At 66.1% G+C, this 18322-nt stretch carries 17 protein-coding genes; 12 read left to right on the top strand and 5 right to left on the bottom strand.

What is annotated here, in order from left to right:
- Window positions 1-47: 47 nt before the first annotated feature.
- Window positions 48-2663: a type I DNA topoisomerase gene (topA, locus tag U4960_RS11790; RefSeq protein ID WP_324260830.1), complete on the top strand. Its 2616-nt coding sequence runs from the start codon at window positions 48-50 to the stop codon at window positions 2661-2663.
- The gene (locus tag U4960_RS11785) at window positions 2663-2845 is read left to right on the top strand and encodes a hypothetical protein (RefSeq protein ID WP_324260829.1); all 183 of its coding nucleotides are present in this window, start codon (window positions 2663-2665) and stop codon (window positions 2843-2845) included. The genes topA and U4960_RS11785 overlap by 1 nt, the downstream gene beginning before the upstream one ends.
- A 3-nt stretch (window positions 2846-2848) precedes the next feature.
- Here U4960_RS11785 and U4960_RS11780 read toward each other — a convergent pair whose 3' ends face one another.
- Genes U4960_RS11780 through lepB form a run of 4 tightly spaced genes read right to left on the bottom strand, consistent with a single transcriptional unit; the run spans window position 2849 to window position 6552 of the window.
- Entirely contained in the window at window positions 2849-4102 is a 1254-nt protein-coding gene (locus U4960_RS11780; protein WP_324260828.1) for an MgtC/SapB family protein, read from the bottom strand.
- A gap of 28 nt (window positions 4103-4130) precedes the next feature.
- The gene (gene era / locus U4960_RS11775) at window positions 4131-5033 is read right to left on the bottom strand and encodes a GTPase Era (protein WP_324260827.1); all 903 of its coding nucleotides are present in this window, start codon (window positions 5031-5033) and stop codon (window positions 4131-4133) included.
- On the bottom strand, window positions 5030-5701 hold the full coding sequence (gene rnc, locus U4960_RS11770; protein ID WP_324260826.1) for a ribonuclease III: 672 nt from the start codon (window positions 5699-5701) through the stop codon (window positions 5030-5032). The genes era and rnc overlap by 4 nt, the downstream gene beginning before the upstream one ends.
- A complete protein-coding gene (gene lepB / locus U4960_RS11765; RefSeq protein WP_324260825.1) occupies window positions 5698-6552 on the bottom strand; it encodes a signal peptidase I in 855 nt (284 codons plus the stop codon). The genes rnc and lepB overlap by 4 nt, the downstream gene beginning before the upstream one ends.
- Before the next feature lie 125 nt (window positions 6553-6677).
- On the opposite strand from lepB, the gene pgi reads away from it, so the two are divergent.
- The 5 genes from pgi (at window position 6678) to gorA (ending at window position 13043) form a co-directional block, all read left to right on the top strand.
- Window positions 6678-8231, top strand: a complete 1554-nt coding sequence (gene pgi, locus U4960_RS11760; protein ID WP_324260824.1) for a glucose-6-phosphate isomerase — start codon at window positions 6678-6680, stop codon at window positions 8229-8231.
- Window positions 8232-8346: 115 nt separating this feature from the next.
- Entirely contained in the window at window positions 8347-9171 is an 825-nt protein-coding gene (locus U4960_RS11755; protein ID WP_324260823.1) for a universal stress protein, read from the top strand.
- A 105-nt stretch (window positions 9172-9276) separates the two neighbouring features.
- Window positions 9277-10002, top strand: a complete 726-nt coding sequence (locus tag U4960_RS11750) for a CDP-alcohol phosphatidyltransferase family protein (protein ID WP_324260822.1) — start codon at window positions 9277-9279, stop codon at window positions 10000-10002.
- Between the two features lie 204 nt (window positions 10003-10206).
- The gene (locus U4960_RS11745; RefSeq protein ID WP_324260821.1) at window positions 10207-11586 is read left to right on the top strand and encodes a DEAD/DEAH box helicase; all 1380 of its coding nucleotides are present in this window, start codon (window positions 10207-10209) and stop codon (window positions 11584-11586) included.
- A gap of 107 nt (window positions 11587-11693) precedes the next feature.
- Window positions 11694-13043 carry a glutathione-disulfide reductase gene (gene gorA, locus U4960_RS11740; RefSeq protein WP_324260820.1) on the top strand — a complete coding sequence of 450 codons (1350 nt, stop codon included), beginning with the start codon at window positions 11694-11696 and terminating at the stop codon, window positions 13041-13043.
- Between the two features lies 1 nt (window position 13044).
- Here the strand turns inward: gorA and U4960_RS11735 are convergent, their stop codons facing one another.
- Complete coding sequence (locus U4960_RS11735) at window positions 13045-14142, bottom strand: NAD(P)/FAD-dependent oxidoreductase (RefSeq protein ID WP_324260819.1); 1098 nt, start codon at window positions 14140-14142, stop codon at window positions 13045-13047.
- Between the two features lie 74 nt (window positions 14143-14216).
- Here U4960_RS11735 and U4960_RS11730 point away from each other — a divergent pair, with 74 nt between their 5' ends.
- From U4960_RS11730 to U4960_RS11710, 5 genes are all read left to right on the top strand, one after another.
- A complete protein-coding gene (locus U4960_RS11730) occupies window positions 14217-14939 on the top strand; it encodes an SDR family oxidoreductase (RefSeq protein ID WP_324260818.1) in 723 nt (240 codons plus the stop codon).
- A gap of 111 nt (window positions 14940-15050) precedes the next feature.
- Window positions 15051-16577, top strand: coding sequence for an acyl-CoA carboxylase subunit beta (locus U4960_RS11725; RefSeq protein WP_324260817.1), 1527 nt, complete (start codon window positions 15051-15053; stop codon window positions 16575-16577).
- A gap of 7 nt (window positions 16578-16584) precedes the next feature.
- Window positions 16585-17061, top strand: a complete 477-nt coding sequence (locus tag U4960_RS11720) for a hypothetical protein (RefSeq protein WP_324260816.1) — start codon at window positions 16585-16587, stop codon at window positions 17059-17061.
- Window positions 17058-17495, top strand: a complete 438-nt coding sequence (gene mce, locus U4960_RS11715) for a methylmalonyl-CoA epimerase (protein WP_324260815.1) — start codon at window positions 17058-17060, stop codon at window positions 17493-17495. The genes U4960_RS11720 and mce overlap by 4 nt, the downstream gene beginning before the upstream one ends.
- On the top strand, window positions 17495-18280 hold the full coding sequence (locus tag U4960_RS11710; protein WP_324260814.1) for an enoyl-CoA hydratase-related protein: 786 nt from the start codon (window positions 17495-17497) through the stop codon (window positions 18278-18280). The genes mce and U4960_RS11710 overlap by 1 nt, the downstream gene beginning before the upstream one ends.
- Window positions 18281-18322 lie beyond the last annotated feature (42 nt).

Genomic DNA, 18322 nt, shown 5'->3' with positions numbered 1-18322 from the left:
CTCGCGTATACGTACACACATACGCGTAAGGGACTTCGCTCAACTCCATGCAGCTTGTCATCGTCGAATCGCCGGCCAAGGCGAAGACCATCGAGAAATACCTCGGCAAGGACTTCAAGGTTCTCGCCAGCTACGGCCATGTCCGCGACCTGCCGCCCAAGGATGGCAGCGTCCGCCCGGACGAGGATTTCGCGATGGACTGGGAACTTTATCGCGACAAGCAGAGCCGGTTCAAGGAAATCGCCGACGCGGCCAAGACGGCCACCCGGCTGGTCCTCGCCACTGACCCTGACCGCGAGGGTGAAGCGATTTCATGGCACGTGCAGGAGCTGCTGGCCAAGCGCAAGGCGCTGCCCAAGGTGGTCGACCGGGTGACCTTCAACGCCATCACCAAGCAGGCGGTGACCGAGGCGATGACCCGCCCGCGCGCGCTCGATACCGATCTGATCGACGCCTACCTGGCCCGTCGCGCGCTCGATTACCTGTTCGGCTTCACGCTCAGCCCGGTGCTGTGGCGCAAGCTGCCCGGTGCCAAGAGCGCGGGCCGGGTCCAGTCCGTCGCCCTGCGGCTGATCGTCGACCGCGAGCGCGAGATCGAGGCCTTCCGGGCCGAGGAATACTGGTCGGTCGCCGCCATGATGGAGCAGGACGGGACCGAGTTCGCTGCGCGGCTGGTGCGGTTCGAGGGCAAGAAGCTCGACAAGCTGACCCTCGGCAACCAGGGCAGCGCGATGGCGGCCAAGGCTGCCGTCGAAGCGGGGCGCTTCACCGTGGAGGGGGTCGAGACCAAGCCGCTCACCCGCAATCCGGCCCCGCCGTTCACCACCTCCACCCTGCAGCAGGAAGCGGCGCGCAAGCTCGGCTATTCGGCCAGCCACACCATGCGACTGGCGCAGAGCCTCTACGAAGCCGGCGCCATCACCTATATGCGGACCGACGGGGTGCAGATGGATGGCAGCGCGATCAATGCCTGCCGCAAGGCGATCAGCGAGCGGTATTCTGACCCCGGCTTCCTGCCGGACAAGCCCCGCCTCTACACCACCAAGGCCAAGAACGCGCAGGAAGCGCACGAGGCGATCCGGCCGACCGATTTCGGGCGGGACCGCGCCGGTTCGGGCGACGAGGGCAAGCTTTACGAGCTGATCTTCAAGCGCGCCATGGCGAGCCAGATGGCCGCCGCGCGGCTGGAGCGGACCACGGTCAGCCTGCTTGACGGGACCGGGATGAACGAGCTGCGCGCGACCGGGCAGGTGGTGAAATTCCCCGGCTTCCTCGCCGTCTATCAGGAAGGTTTCGACGAGCGCGGCGACAGCGGTGACGATGACGACAGCGGCCTGCTCCCGGCCATGCGCAAGGGCGACTGCCCGGCCAAGAAAGGCGTGGAGGCAGTGCAGCATTTCACCCAGCCGCCACCGCGCTTCTCCGAAGCCAGCCTGGTCAAGCGGCTGGAGGAGCTCGGCATCGGGCGCCCTTCCACCTATGCCTCGACCATCCAGACCCTGCGCGACCGCGAATACGTGCGGATGGAAAAGAACCGCTTCTTCGCCGAGGAATCGGGCCGGTTGCTGACGGTGTTCCTCGAACGTTTCTTCCCCAATTACGTCGCGTTCGATTTCACGGCGGGCATGGAAAACGAGCTCGACGAGGTCTCCGGCGGTCGCGAGGAGTGGAAGGCGCTGCTCACCCGGTTCTGGGCCGATTTCAAGCCCAAGGCCGACGAGGTGATGGACAAACTCCCCTCCGAAGTGACCGAGGCGCTCGATGAATACCTGTCGGACTACCTGTTCCCGCCGACCGAGGACGGCAGCGACCCGCGTGTATGCCCCAGCTGCGGCACCGGGCGGCTCTCGCTGCGGGGTGGCAAGTTCGGGGCCTTCGTGGCCTGCAACAACTATCCCGAATGCAAGTTCACCCGCCGCTTTGCCCAGGCGGGTAGCGGCGGCACGGCAGGCGCGGACGACGGCGTGATGGGCCAGCATCCCGATACGGGCGAGGACATCAACCGCAAGACCGGGCGCTTCGGCCCCTACGTCGAAATGGGCAGCGGCAAGGAAGCCAAGCGGGCGAGCATTCCCAAGGATCTGCCTGAGTTCGACCTGGACTGGGCGGTCAAGCTGCTTTCGCTCCCACGCATCGTCGGCGCACATCCTGAGACGGGGCTGGAAATCGAAGCCAATATAGGCCGTTATGGGCCATACCTGCGGCACGATGGCAAGTACGCCAAGCTTACCGGCACCGCCGAGGTGTTCGAGGTCGGCATGAACGCGGCGGTCACCCTGCTGGCCGAAGCGCAGAACCGCGGCGGACGCGGGGAAGGGCGGGCTAAGGCCGAGCCGGTCAAGAGCTTCGGCGCGCACCCGACCAGCGGCGGCGAGATGAAGGTCATGCCGGGCCGCTATGGCCCCTATGTGACCGATGGCACCAACAACGCCACCATCCCCAAGGATGTAAAGCCCGAAGACCTGACCGAGGCGCAGGCAATCGAGCTGATCGATGCCCGCATTGCCAAGGGCCCGGTCAAGAAGAAGGGTGCCAGGAAGAAGGCGGCCCCCAAGAAGGCGGCCCCCAAGAAGGCAGCCGCCAAGAAAGCGGCCCCGAAGAAGGCTGCGGTCAAGAAGAAGGGCGCTCCCAAGAAAGCGGCGGCCAAGGCCAAGGCGGACTGATGGGCAAGGAGAACTTCGAGCGCCACAAGCAACCGTGGAAATCGGACGAAGCGGGTCAGCTGCGCACTCTTGCCGCCAAGGGCAAGGGCCTGCGCGAGATTGCCAAGGCGCTGAACCGGAGCGAGGAATCGACCAAGGATTTCGCCAAGAAGAACGGGATCGAGATCCTCAAGAAGCGGTAGGGGCTACAGGCGCACCGCGCCCAAAGCGATGGAAGCCAGCAGCACCACCATGCTTGCCGCCAGTGCCAGTGCGGCAGGGCGGGCATGGCTGCGGCCATAGGCCAGCGTCACGCCCAGCTTGACCGACATATTGGCCAGGATCGTGCCCGCTATGGCGAGCGCCGCCAGCCCGGCGGAGATCGTGTCCGGCCCCAGGCCCCCGGCGGTGACGATCGCCGCGTCGACGTCCATCACCCCCATCACCAGCAGCAGCACGGCGATGCCCTGCTCGCCGAACTGCCCCTCGGCCCAGCGCGCAGCCACTGCTGCCACGGCGACGAAAGCAGCGAAGCTGAGGGCAGGGAGCAGGGCAATCGGATTGCCTGGCGGGGAAGGTCCGGTGGTGGCAGGTGCGCGGCGGAAAATCAGGTAACTGGCCGCGAGCCCGGTCAGCACGGCCGGCATGAGCAGCAATGCGAATGGCAGGAACAGCCGCTCCGCCAGCACGCCCACCAGCACCAGCACCCGCAGGTACATGACTGCTGTTGCCAGCGCGATCCCTGCGTTCTCGGCTGCGCTTCCCTCGCCCGCGCCAAGCCGTTGCGAAAGCGACTGGGTTACCGCCGTGGAGCTGTAGAGGCCCCCGATTACCGCCGTGGCGATGGTCCCGCGCCGCGCCCCGAACAGGCGGTTGGCAATGTAGCCGAGGAAGGAAAACCCGGTGACCAGCACCACCACCAGCCACAGGGTGCGCGGCTCCCACGCGTCATAGGGCCCGTAGCGCCCTTCCGGCAGGAATGGGTAGATCGCCAGCGCGATCACCGCATAGCGGGCCAGCGCCTTGATATCGGCTTCGTCCAGCCGGTCGATCAGGCCGTGGGTCTGGCTCCGCATGGCGAGCAGCAGGGTCACCACGGCGGCCAGCGCGATGGCCAGCGCCGGCTGTCCGCTCGTGGCGAGGAAGCCCAGCGCCAGCGTCACCATCGCCGCGACGGACGAAGTGGCATCGGGCTTGCGGTCGGCCATGGTCGAGCGCCAGTAGCCGATCACCACGATCGCCACTGTTCCGCCGAGCATCAGGTAAGCCGGAACGGGATAGCCGCTCTGCCCCACCACGCCGGCGATTCCGGCAAGCAGGCCAAACAGGCTGAAGGTGCGGATGCCGGCAACCCGGGAACCCGCCTGTGCTTCGCGCAGGGTCCATCCCCGCTCGATCCCGATCAGCAGGCCGCTGGCCAGCGCAGCGCCCAGGCCCAGCCCGTAAGCGGTCAGGTCCACGGGGGCAGCAAATCGGGCCGCGCGGCTCTCACCGAACCCAGTCCAGCCCGATTTCCTCGAACAGTTCCTTGTCCTCGCTCCAGCGTTCGTCGGTCTTGACGTGCAGGAACAGGTGGACCTTCACGCCCAGCATTTCGGAAAGTTCCTTGCGTGCGGCCTCGCCGATAGCCTTGATCCGGCTGCCGCCCTTGCCCAGTACGATCGCGCGCTGGTTGTCGCGCATGACCACGATCTGCTGGTGGATCTCGACGCTGCCGTCCTTGCGCTGGATGTATTTCTCGGGCCGCACGGCGCTGTCATAGGGCAGCTCCTCGTGCAGTTGCTGGTAAAGCTGTTCGCGGGTCACTTCGGTCGCGAGCAGGCGCTCGCTGGCGTCCGAGACCTGGTCCTCGGGATAGTGCCAGGTGCCTTCCGGCATCAGAGCGGCGAGGTGGTTCTTAAGCTCGGGCACGCCGTCTCCGGTCAGGGCGGAGATGAAGAAGATCTCGGTAAAATCGACCTTTGCCGCCAGTTCCTCGGCCAGCGCCAGGAGCGGCTCCTTTTTGGCGATATCCACCTTGTTGAGCACCAGAATCTTGCGTTCCGGCCGGCTCGCGAGGGCCTCCAGCAGCGGCTCCAGTTCGTGCCGGCGCTGTTTGATCGGATCGACCATCAGCAGGACCGCGTCGGCCGCTTCCGCCCCTTCCCACGCGGCACTGACCATGGCCCGGTCCAGCCGCCGCTTGGGCGCGAAGATGCCGGGGGTATCGACCAGGATCATCTGGACATTGTCGTGCAGGGCAATGCCCAGCATTCGGGCGCGGGTGGTCTGCGCCTTTGCGCTGGTGATGGCCACCTTCTGCCCGACCAGCGCGTTGACCAGAGTGCTCTTGCCCGCATTGGGGGCGCCGATCACGGCGACCAGGCCGCAATGGGGTTGCTTGTCGCTCATCCGTACCGCTCCATGAATAGCCGCGCTGCCGCGGTTTCCGCTTCCTGCTTGCTTCCGGCCGTCGCATCAGCCTGGCCCACGTTGTGGACCGAGACGCGGACCGTGAAGCGCGCCTTGTGATCCGGGCCGGACCGGTCGACCAGCTGGTATTCCGGCGGGCGGCGCTGGTTTCCGGCGGCCCATTCCTGCAGCGCGCTCTTGGGGTGCTTGGAATGGCCTGCCTTGCCCTGCACATCGTCGTGCCAGTGGCGGCGCACGATAGCGCGCGCGCTGTCAAAACCGGCTTCGATGAATTCCGCGCCGAGCAGCGCCTCCATCACGTCCCCCAGAATATTGTCGCTCTGCGCCGCGCCGTCGTCGCGGGCCTGTTTGCCCAGCAGCACGTGGTCGGGGAGGCCCATCACCCGGGCAACCTTGGCGCAGGCGCCCTTGCTGACCAGCGCGTTGAGCCGCTGCGCCAGCTTGCCTTCATCGTCGTCGCCAGCGCTGTAGAGCCAGTCGGCAATGGCCAGGCCCAGAACCCGGTCACCGAGGAATTCGAGCCGGTCATAATCGCGCGCGTGGCCGGTGCTGCCGTGGGTCAGCGCCTCGCGCCAGAGGTGCTCGTCCTGAACTGAGAAGCCGTGGTCGGCGAGCCACTGGCGGGTAGGTTCGGGAAGCCCGGTCATACCCCGTCTCCGATCCGCTCCCACCGGGCGGCGGTGAACCAGGTCCACGGCTTGATCCATTCGGCGCTGCCATCGGTGGACCACACCATCACGCTGGCCCGCGCCACCAGATGATCGGTCGGCACCCAGCCAACCCCACCGCCGCTGCGGGCCGGAAAGCGGCTGTCCTGCGAATTGTCGCGGTTGTCGCCCATCATGAAGACATGGCCCTCGGGCACGATCTTGGGGCCCCAGGTATCGGCCCCGGACTCGCCGAAATCGAGCACTTCGTAGGACACGCCCGAGGGCAGCGTTTCGCGGAAGCGCATGTAGCGGCACTGGCGCTGGCCATCGCTGCGTTGCTCCTCCAGTCCGCCCCAGGAACAGGGCGAGGGCCGCCCGGACAGCGCCGCGGCGTTGAGCAGGTGCTGGTCCACCGGCTGGACGAAATCGGCAATCGGTTCCTTGGTCACCGGCTCGCCATTGAGCACGAACACGCCGCCGCGCATTTCCACCGTGTCGCCAGGCAAGGCCATGACCCGCTTGATGTAATCGACCTTGTCGACCGGATGTTTGAACACGGCCACGTCGCCGCGCTCGGGCAGCCCGGCGAACACCTGCCCGGGGATCAGGGGTGCGTTTAGCGGTAGCGAGTAACGCGAATAGCCGTAGGGCCATTTGGCGGCGACGAAATAGTCCCCGATCATCAGCCGGGGCAGCATGGACTCGCTCGGGATCGAGAAGGGCGAGAACAGGAAACTGCGAAAGGCGAGCGCCAGGATCGCCAGCTTGACCACGAACCAGATGAAACTGGCGAGCGATTCCTTCTCTTCCGGCTCGGCGGCGGGTGCGGCTTCGGTCGGGTCGGTCATGCGGGGCATCTGCCGTGGCCAAGAGGCAGGCATACCAATTCAGGCATGGCGGGCGCGATGAGGGGCTTCAAATGCATGGGCCAAGTCCCTAGTCCCATGGCCCGCAATCGGAAAAGGATTTTCGCATGGTCGACGCTGTCCCCGCCGCATGGAGCCGCATCTCGGGGCTGCCCCGCAGGACGCTGGCGGAACTGTTTGCTGCTGATGCCAGCCGGGTGGGCACGCTCGCATCGCGCCTGTCCTGGGGTGAGGGGGAGACGGCGGGCGGTGTCCTGTTTGACTGGTCCAAGACCCATCTTGACGAAGATCTGCTCGCCGCTTTCGAAGGGCTGGCCGATGCGTGCGATTTTGCAGGCAATCGGGGCCAGCTGCTTTCCGGTGCCCGGATCAACGTGACGGAAGGCCGTGCGGCTGAGCACACCGCGCAGCGCGGCGTGGGCGCGGATGCCAGTGTGGAGGAAGCCGCGGCGCTCCACGCCCGGATGCGGATCCTGGTCGAGGCGATCCATGAAGGCGCGCTGGGCGAAGTGCGCCACCTGATCCACATCGGCATCGGCGGCAGCGCACTGGGCCCCAAGCTGGCGATCGACGCCCTGACCCGTGACCTGGCGCTGGTCGATTGCCATGTCGTTTCCAACATCGACGGCCTCGCGCTGGAGCAGGCCTTCGCCGCCTGCGATCCGGCGACGACGCTGGTCGCCGTGGCGAGCAAGACCTTCACCACCATAGAGACCATGACCAACGCGCTCAGCGCGCTCAAGTGGCTCGGCGAGAATGGCGTGGCTGATCCTTACGGCCGGGTCATCGCACTCACCGCCAGCCCCGAAAAGGCGGTCGAATGGGGTGTGGACGAGACCCGCGTCCTGCCGTTCCCGGAAAGCGTGGGCGGGCGTTACTCTCTCTGGTCGAGCATCGGCTTCCCCGTGGCACTGGCAGCGGGATGGGACGAGTTCGAAGCCATGCTGGCAGGCGCGCAGGCGATGGACCTGCATTTCCGCGATAACGACGGCCGCGCCAACCTGGCCCTGCGCGCCGCCTTTGCTGACCAGTACTACACCCGCGTGCGCGGCTGTCAGACGCGCGCGGTGTTCGCCTATGACGAGCGGCTGGGACTGCTGCCGTTCTATCTCCAGCAGCTCGAGATGGAGAGCAACGGCAAGCGCGTGACGGCAGAAGGTGCCCCGGTGGAAGGGCCGACCGCACCGATCACCTGGGGCGGGGTGGGGACTGACGGCCAGCACGCGGTGTTCCAGCTGCTCCACCAGGGCACGCATCTGGTGCCGGTCGATTTCATCGCCTCGATCGCGCCCGGGGACACGCTGGACCCGGCGCACCATGCGATCCTGCTGACCAACTGTTTTGCGCAAGGGGCTGCGCTGATGGCGGGCGGCAACATGGCGGCGGATGGCGCCAATCGACTTGGGGACCCCGCGCGCGCCTTCCCCGGTGACCGCCCCAGCGCCACCATCCTGTGCGACGATATCGATGCCGCCACGCTCGGCGCGCTGATCGCCTTCCACGAGCATCGCACCTTCGCCAACGCGGTGCTGATGGGCATCAACCCGTTCGACCAGTTCGGGGTGGAACTCGGCAAGAAGATGGCGAACGACATCGAGGCGGGCGGCGGCGAGTTCGATCCAAGCACGCAGGCCTTGCTGGCAGCGGCGGGGTTGTCCTGATCCAGCCGATGAGGTCGAAATCCGGGCGTTGAAGGCCGGTTTTGCTTGCGGCTCCAAACCTGTTTGGGCATCGTAACTTTCGGGGAGGGCGAAAGAACATCAAGGAGAAAACCCGATGTCCGAACGCCCGATTATCGTCGCTACCGACCTCAGCCCGCGGAATGACCGCGCGGTTGACCGCGCGCTCCAGTTGGGCGCTGCCATGGGGCGGACCGTGAGCCTGGTCCATGCCCGCTCGCCCGCAATCAACGACGAGACGGCGGAACAGCTGGTCGCCCTTGGCCGGGCCGCGCTGCCCGATCCTGCGGCCGATGTGGAAATCCGGATGCCGGTCGGCCCGGCGCCTGAGGTCATCGCCAAGACTGCGGACACGCTCGACGCTGCGCTGATCGTGTGCGGGGTTGCCCGGTTCAACGGCATCGGAGACTACTTCTCCGGCACAGCGGTGGACCACATCATCACCCGCGGCCATCGACCGGTGCTGGTGGTCAAGCAGCGCCCGCACCGCGCTTATGCGAAGATCCTCGTGACCACGGACTTCTCGGATTTCTCGGCCCATGCTCTGGCGGTGGCGGCGGAGATGTTTCCCGATGCCGAACTGCACCTGGTCCACGCTTTCCATGTCCCGTTCGAGGGGTTCCAGAAGGCCGGCCATGTCAAGGAACAGGTCGAAGCGGATGTGAGCGACGAGATGCGCCGGTTCCTCGCCCGCCCGGAGCTGGCCGGGCTGGGCGAGCGGGTGCAGTGGCGCCTGTGCTACGGCGGGGTGGCCAAGGGCATCCGCACCGCGATGGAGCAGGTCCAGCCGGACCTGCTGGTCGCAGGCACCCACGGCAAGGGCGGCTGGAGGCGTGCCACGCTTGGCAGCATTGCCTCCGATCTGCTCGAATGGGTGCCGATCGACATGCTGGTGGTGCCGCCTGAGGTTCCCGCCTCCTGAGGGCGCGGCGCGGCGAGGGTTTGCTTGTCGCGGAACCGCAACACGGTTACGGAATTGCGACTACAGGCGCCATGCATAGCGCCGCGAGTTGCAAAGGTAGTTTCATTGGCAGCCCCCAAGGCCCCGACTTCTTCCACGCCGATTGACCGTATCCAGGAGAACCTGCTGGCCCGGTCCGAGCGGCGCCTGCTCAACTGGATCTGCGCGCGGATGCCGCGCTGGATTTCGCCTGACCTGCTGACTTTCATCGGCATGGCGGGCGCGTTCATGGTGTTCGGCGGCTATCTTGCCAGCAACCTGGCCGAAGAGTGGCTCTGGCTCTCGATTGCCGGTTACGCGGTGCAGTGGTTTGGTGACAGCACCGACGGCAGCCTGGCCCGCTTCCGCAAGATCGAGCGGCCGCGTTATGGCTATTTCCTCGATCATAGCTGCGATGGCCTCGCCACCACGCTGGTCGTGGCCGGGATCGGGCTGAGCCCCTATGTCACGCTGGAAGTGGCCCTGGTGGCGCTGGCGGGGTACCTGCTGCTGTCGATCCACGCCTTCCTGTCGGTGCGGGTGCTGGGAGAGCTGAAGCTGTCCTACCTCAACGCCGGGCCGACCGAGCTGCGCTTCCTGCTGATCGCGCTGACCCTGGCGATGATGTGGTTCGGACACGAGGGCGAAGGGTGGTTCGGGGCCATTTCAGGGTTCGACGTCTTTACCGGCGTGGTGGGCACGATCCTGATCGTGCTGTTCGTGATCCAGACCGGGGTCACCTCGCGCCGGCTGGCCGCGATGGAGCCGCCCCGCAATGACGAGTGGCAGGGCAAGGAACAGCAAGGCGATTGACTTTCTGCAGGTTCCTCGCCATATGCCGCTCCAACGAAGCGCGCTAGCCAGCGTGAAGTGGCGATGATCTGAAACATCCATCGCCCCGGCCGCACTTCGGTTTTCCAAGAGACTTCCCTTTTCACGCGGGTCGTTTTGACACCCGCGCCGCGCGACGATTCCGTCTGGAATCGGTCAGCGCGCCGCATTGAATGCGAGTAAACCATGACCACCACTTTCGAACAACTCGGGCTGTCGCAGCCCATCCTCCAGGCGCTTGACCTGAAGGGCTACACCACGCCGACCCCGATCCAGGAACAGGCGATCCCCTATCTTCTCGAAGGGCGCGACCTGCTCGGTATCGCCCAGACCGGCACCGGCAAGACTGCCGCCTTCATGCTTCCCAGCATTGACCGGCTGCGCGATGCCGACCGGCAGACCCCGTTCAAGTCCTGCCGCATGCTGGTGCTGGCCCCGACCCGCGAACTGGCCGGGCAGATTGCCCAGTCGGCCAAGGATTACGGCGCGCTGTGCGGGCTCAAGGTCCAGTCGATCGTCGGCGGCACGTCCGTCGGCAAGGATCGCAACAAGCTGCACCGCGGCACCGACATCCTTGTCGCCACCCCGGGCCGCCTGCTTGACCTGATCGACCAGAAGGCTTTCGGCCTCGGCGGCGTTGAAATCCTCGTCCTCGACGAGGCGGACCAGATGCTTGACCTCGGCTTCATCCACGCCCTGCGCAAGATCGTGCCGATGCTGCCCAAGGAGCGCCAGACCCTGCTGTTCAGCGCGACCATGCCGACCAGCATCCGCGACCTGTCGAAGAACTACCTCAACAACCCGGCGCAGGTCGCGGTTACCCCGGCGGCGACCACTGCCGAGCGGGTCGACCAGTACCTGTTCATGGTCCAGCAGGACGAGAAGCAGTCGCTGCTCGAAATGATCCTGCAGGGCCGCCACCCGGTTCCGGGCAAGCTGGAGCGGGTGCTGGTTTTCAGCCGCACCAAGCACGGCGCGGACCGCGTGGTGAAGAAGCTGGCCCAGATCGGCATTCCCGCCAACGCCATCCACGGCAACAAGAGCCAGCCGCAGCGTGAACGCGCTCTGGCCGAGTTCAAGTCGGCCCGGGTTCCGGTGCTGGTAGCAACCGACGTGGCCGCGCGCGGGATCGACATTCCCGGCGTCAGCCACGTGATCAACTACGAACTGCCCAATGTGCCGGAACAGTATGTCCACCGGATCGGGCGGACCGCGCGTGCGGGCAAGGACGGGATCGCGATCGCGTTCTGCGCCGAGGACGAACGCGCCCACCTCAAGGACATCCGCAAGGTGACCGATGCCGAGTTCGAACGGCTGGCCTTGCCGGACAACTTCCGCGCCGTGGTCGAGGGCGTTGGCCCGACCAAGCGCGAAGTGCAGCAGAAGATGGCCCGCCCCCGGGTCACGCCGCGTGGCGGTGGTGAACGGGGCGAGGGCGGTGCTGCCAACAAGGCCAAGCGTCCGGCCCGTCCGGGTCAGCCCCGGCGCGAAGGCGCCGGTGGTGGCGGCCAGGGCGAACAGCGCCGCCCGGCCGATCGCCGCCGGAGCCGTCCCGGCCAGCGGTAACCGCTGCCGGGAGGCCTGCGAACAGGTTTCCGCACAGCCGGTGTGATGGCGGGAGGTTGGCAAGCGTGCCTCCACCCGCCATATCGCCGGCCTGACGGAGAACACGCATGGCCGATACTTACGATTTCGATCTGTTCACGATTGGCGCGGGCTCCGGCGGGGTCCGCGCCAGCCGCGTTGCGGCTGCGCACGGCGCGAAAGTGGCGGTGGCGGAGGAATACCGCGTTGGCGGCACCTGCGTGATCCGCGGCTGCGTGCCGAAGAAGATGCTGGTCTACGGCGCGCACTTTGCCGAAGACCTGGTCGACGCCCAGCGGTTCGGCTGGGACGTCGAAGGCAAGATATTCGACTGGCCGCGCCTGCGCGATATCGTGCAGGACGACGTGACCCGGTTGAACGGCCTCTACACCCAGACGCTCGACAACCACGGCGTGACCATCTTCAACGAACGCGCCACCATCACCGGCCTGCACGAACTTACCCTGGCCAGCGGCGAGGTGGTGACCGCTAAGTATATCCTGATCGCTACCGGCGCCCGGCCGCACGTGCCCGAGTTTCCCGGCAGCGAGCACGGCATCACCTCCAACGAGGTGTTCCATCTCGAGGCCATTCCGGAGAAAGTGCTGATCGCGGGCGGCGGTTATATCGCCAACGAGTTCGCCGGGATCTTCAACGAGTTCGGCTCCAAGGTCTGCCTGATGAACCGCAGCGACCAGCTGCTGCGCGGATATGACGAGGCCTTGCGGGACCGGCTGCTCCAGATCAGCCTGACCAAGGGCATCGACTTCCGCTTCAACGCGCTGTTCGAGAAAATCGAGCAGATCGAAGGCGGTAAGCTGCGCGTCCACATGACCAATTACGAACCGTGCGAGGTGGACCTGGTGCTCTATGCCACCGGGCGCGTGCCGAATGTGGAGGGGCTGGGCCTCGAAACGGCGGGCGTGGAGCAGGGCGCCCGGGGCGAGATCCTGGTCGACCGCTTCAGCAAGACCAATGTCGATCACATCTATGCGGTTGGCGACGTGACCGACCGGGTGCAGCTGACCCCGGTGGCGATCCGCGAGGGGCAGGCCTTTGCCGATACTGTGTTCGGGGGAACCCCAACCACGGTCGATTACAGCTGCGTGCCCAGCGCGGTGTTCAGCCACCCGCCGATTGCCTCGGTCGGCCTGACCGAAGGCGAGGCGCGCAACACGCTCGGCTCAGTCAAGGTCTACCAGTCCGATTTTCGCTCGATGAAGAACGTGGTGGCCGGGCGCAACGAGCGCAGCCTCTACAAGATGGTGGTCGATGCGGCGACCGACCGGGTGGTGGGCATTCACATGATCGGGCAGGATGCGCCGGAAATCCTCCAGGGCTTCGCCGTGGCGGTGCGCGCGGGGCTGACCAAGGCCGACTTCGACGCGACCGTGGCGATCCACCCGACCATGGCGGAAGAACTGGTGCTGCTGAAGTAGCCTAGCGGCGCAGGCGGGCTGGCGAGAGATCGCTGGCCGCCACGCCGACGGCGCGCAGTTCCTCCGGCCATGCTCCGCCAGCTACCAGCGCCTCTGCGGCGAGCGCCATCGCGGGCGAGGTCTGCAGGCCGAACCCGCCTTGCCCCGCGAGCCAGAAGAACCCCGGCGCGTCCGGGTCGAACCCCGCCACCGGCAGCCGGTCCGGCGTGAAGCTCCTCAGGCCCGCCCACTTGCTGGCGAGGCGCGGGATGGTGAGGGTGGTCGCCTGCTCGACCCGCCAGGCGGTGAGCGCCACGTCCTCTTCCTCCGGCTGCGCATCGCACGGCGCGCAGGGGTGCTCGTCCATCGGGCAGGCGAGCAGGCGGCCGCGGCCTTCCGGCTCGATGTAGAAGCCGGGGCCGACCGTCTTGGTGAAGGGCCAGGCGGAGACGTCATTGTCCACGTCAAAGGTGATCACGGTGCGGCGCATCGGTTGCAGGCCGATCCCTGCCACGCCGGCCAGTGCGGCGACCGCGTCCGCCCAGGCACCGGCCGCGTTGACGACCACCCGCGCGCTATAGCTCTGCCCCGGCGTATCGACCTGCCAGCGCTGGCCGGTGAATGCGATTCCTGTGACCTGCGCGTTGGTGGCGAGCACTCCGCCGCCCTGCATCAGAGCGCGCCGGTGCCCCTCCAGCAGGGCATGGGCATCGAGCTTGCGGCCGTGGGGATCGAGCAGTGCGCCGATGATCTTGCTGCTCTCCAGCACGGGAACCAGCGCTTGCGCCTCGGCCACCGTCAGCCGCTCCACCTCGGCCCATTCGCGGTAACCCGCCTCGACCCGCGCGAGGTCGGTTTCCTGCCCCTGCAGCGCGATGAACAGCGCCGGGTGCGGCCTTGCACCGGGTTCTTCCAGCAGCGGCAGGCTGGCGGCAGTGAGGGCGCGTACCAGCGGGGCATCCATGTCGAAGTGCGCAAAGGCGGCACTGCGGCCGGAGGAATGGACCCCCGGCGCCGCCTCTGCCTCGCACACCACCGTGCGCCCGTGCCGGGCCAGGCGTGCGGCGGCGGAAAGCCCCGCAATGCCTGCCCCGATCACCAGAAAGTCGACCTGTTCCATGTTCGCCCGTGTCGCGCATTGCGTTGCGGGCGGCAAGGCTTGCGCGTAGGCCGGTGGGCAGGAGGGTGGATCCGATGCAGCTTGAGGGAAAGACAGTCCTGCTGACCGGCGGCAGCGCCGGGATCGGGCGTGAACTGGCGCGGCAGCTGAAAGCGAAAGGCGCGCGGGTGATCGTGACCGGGCGCAATCGTGAACGGCTCGACTTCATGCGCGCCGAGGGATTCGACGCGCGGGCGGCCGACCTGTCGAACGCGGCCGGAGTTGACGCACTGGTCGCCCAGATTGTCGATGAGGACATCGACGTGCTGATCAACAACGCCGGGCAACTGGTCGATCACGATGTCCGCAAGGGCACGCCCGATGCCGACGCGGCCGACGACTGCATCTACGCCAACCTTTCCGCCCCGATCCGGCTGTCCACCGCGCTGATCGAGCGGCTCCGTTCCCGCCCGGAGGCGGCCATCGTCAATGTTACCAGCGGCCTCGCCATTGCCCCGGCGGCGCGCCAGCCGGTCTATTGCGCCACCAAGGCGGGCCTGCGGTTCTACACCCTGGCCCTTCGCGAGCAGCTCAAAGGCAGCACGGTGCGGGTGATTGAGGCGCTGCCGCCGGTGGTCGACACCCAGATGAACGCCGGAAACCCGATGAAGAAGATGCCCGCCGCTGAATGCGCCCGCCAGATCGTAACGGCGATCGAGCAGGGCCGGTACGAGGCCAATATCGGCATGACCCGCGCCCTGCGCTGGGCCGAATCGATCTCGCCCGCGCTGGCCCGGCGCATCACACTGCGCTTTTGACAGCCCAAGCTGCGTTTGCTTGACGCTGGGGCAAGGGGATGGCTAACCGCCCCAACCAAGCCATGCATACGAATGCCTGCCCGTGAATCAGGCACCACTCAGGGAGCGCCGATGTCCGCCAATATCGCCGAAATGGAAAAGCGCCGCGAAGCCGCCCGCGTGGGCGGCGGCCAGAAGCGGATCGACGCGCAGCACGCCAAGGGCAAGCTGACCGCGCGCGAACGCCTCGAAGTGCTGCTCGACGAGGACAGCTTCGAGGAGCTGGACACCTATGTCGAGCATGACTGCGTCGATTTCGGGATGGAGCAGCAGAAGATCCCGGGTGACGGTGTGGTCACCGGCAGCGGCACGATCAACGGGCGGCTGGTGTTCGTGTTCAGCCAGGATTTCACCGTGTTCGGCGGCTCTCTTTCCAAGCGCCATGCGGAGAAGATCTGCAAGGTGATGGACATGGCGATGAAGGTCGGCGCGCCGGTGATCGGCCTCAACGATTCGGGCGGGGCGCGAATCCAGGAAGGCGTGGCATCGCTTGGCGGCTACGCCGAAGTGTTCCAGCGCAATGTGCTGGCATCGGGAGTGGTGCCGCAGATCAGCCTGATCATGGGGCCATGTGCCGGCGGGGCGGTCTACTCGCCCGCGATGACCGACTTCATCTTCATGGTGAAGGACAGCTCCTACATGTTCGTCACCGGGCCGGACGTGGTCAAGACCGTGACCAACGAAGTGGTGACGCAGGAGGAACTGGGCGGGGCGGTGACGCATACCACCAAGACCAGCGTGGCCGACGTGGCGTTCGAGAACGATATCGAAGCATTGATGGCCACCCGCGCCTTCTTCGATTTCCTGCCCTTGTCGAACCGCGAGACCGTGCCCGAACGGCCGACCAGCGACCCGTGGGACCGGGAGGAGCCGAGCCTCGACACGCTGATCCCCGACAACGCCAACCAGCCCTATGACATGCACGAAGTCGTCCGCAAGGTGCTGGACGAAGGCGAGTTTTTCGAAATCCAGCCGGGGCACGCAGGCAATATCCTGTGCGGATTCGGCCGGATCGAAGGGCGCACCGTGGGCGTGGTCGCCAACCAGCCGATGGTGCTGGCGGGCTGTCTCGATATCAACTCGTCGAAGAAGGCGGCGCGGTTCGTGCGGTTCTGCGATGCGTTCGAAATCCCGATCCTGACCTTCGTCGACGTGCCCGGCTTCCTCCCCGGCACGGCGCAGGAACTGGGCGGGATCATCAAGCACGGCGCGAAGCTATTGTTCGCCTATGCCGAGGCGACCGTGCCCAAGATCACCGTGATCACCCGCAAGGCCTACGGCGGGGCGTACGACGTGATGGCATCGAAGCATCTGCGCGGCGATCTCAACTACGCCTGGCCGACCGCCGAGATCGCGGTGATGGGCGCAAAGGGCGCGGTGGAGATCATCTTCCGTGGCAAGACGCCGGAGGAAATCGCCGAGCGCACCAAGGAATACGAAGCCCGCTTCGCCAACCCCTTCGTCGCCGCCCAGCGCGGCTATATCGACGAGGTGATCTACCCCCACTCGACCCGCCGCCGGATCGCCTCAGGGCTGAGAAGGCTGCGCGGAAAGGTGCTGGAGAACCCGTGGAAGAAGCATGACAATATTCCGCTGTGAGTAGCTCTTGACTGACAAACTTCCAGATTGGGTTTTTGAAGAGCGTAAAGCAATTGCACGCGACGCAATTTCGCGCTTTTTCGAAGGATCGATCGGGCTATTGAAATGGGTCCTTACGAGCACTGCTGTTTTCCATTCAGCAGCGCTTATCGCGGGATTCAATTCGACGCAGTTTGCCCCGATAATGTTTGCTGGGCCAGCGTGGGCTTTTTTGGGAGGTATTGGCTTGACGTTAGGTAGCGGTATCGTCCTTGCTATTGGTGCTGCGGACTATGCGGGGAAGTTAACCAATAGTCTCTGGAAGGGACAAGGGCTCGATACGTGCGAAAACGATACGTATGATCCAGAACCTAGCGGTGCCATTGTGGTTGGCGCTGTGTTGCTGGGACTCTCAATCGCCGCATTTATGGTCGGAATCGGCTTCGCGGCTTACGAAATCGGCCAATTGCCCGTCGATCAAACACAGATAGAGAAAAAAGCATGAAACTAGGCCGTTTCAACCACATCGGGGTCGCCACGCCCTCCATCGCGGACTCGATCGCGTTCTACCGCGACGCCATGGGCGCGACCGATATTACCGAGCCGTTCGACCTGCCGGAGCAGGGGGTGAAGGTGTGCTTCGTCAACACCCCCACGCACTCCGGAATGGACGGCACGCAGATCGAACTGATCGAGCCGCTCGGCGAAGGCTCCGCCATTCGCGGGTTCCTCGACAAGAACCCCCTGGGCGGGCAGCACCATGTCTGCTTCGAAGTGCCTGATATTGCCGCCGCGCGCGAATGGTTCGAAGGGCAGGGCAAGCGCATCCTCGGCCCCACCCGGATCGGCGCGCATGGCACGCCTATCTTTTTCGTCCATCCCAAGGACATGCAGGGCATGCTGACAGAGATCATGGAAACACCCGCAGGAGAGCACTGATGTCCTACGAAACTATCCTCGCAGAACGCGATGGCCCGCTGCTGACCATTACCCTCAACCGGCCCGAGCGATTGAACGCCATGCCGCCGGCGATGGCGGACGAGATCGGCGCGGCGCTGTATGATCTGGGTGACGCGCGCGCGGTGCTGATCACCGGGGCGGGCAAGGGCTTCTGCTCAGGCGCGGACCTGGCCGCACGCGGCGAGGCCAGCGCGCTGGCGGCCAAGGGCGGCAGCCACCGGGCGCTGCAGAACCATTACAACCCGGCGGTCGGCCACGTGATGCGCCTGCAAGTGCCGGTGATCTGCGCGGTCAATGGCCCGGCGGCGGGCGTGGGCTGCAGTCTTGCGCTGGCGGCGGATTTCACCATCGCGAGCAAGAGCGCCTATTTCCTCCAGGCCTTCGTCAACATCGGGCTGGTGCCCGACGGCGGCAGCACCTGGCTGCTCGCCCGCGCGATCGGTCGCGCCCGCGCCACCCGGATGATGATGCTGGGCGAGAAGATCGGTGCCGAACAGGCCGAGGAATGGGGCCTGATCTACAAGGCGGTGGAAGACGCCGACCTGATGGGTGAGGCGCGCGCGCTGGCGCTGAAGCTGGCCAACGGCCCGACGCTCGCCTACGCCACGATGAAGAAGAACATTGCCCTGGCGATGGACGGCACCCTGCCGGAAGTGCTGGTGGCCGAGGCCGAAGGCCAGCGCATTGCAGGCGCGAGCGCGGACGCGATGGAAGGCGGGATGGCCTTCCTCCAGAAGCGCAAGGCGGAATTCAAGGGGAAGTAAGATAGCCCTCTCCCCTTCAGGGGAGAGGGTTGGGAGAGGGGG

Source organism: Altererythrobacter sp. H2 (assembly GCF_035319885.1).
GTDB lineage: Bacteria > Pseudomonadota > Alphaproteobacteria > Sphingomonadales > Sphingomonadaceae > 34-65-8.
The sequence above is the reverse complement of the archived record's forward strand: the minus strand, read 5'-3'. Positions and strand labels throughout refer to the sequence as shown.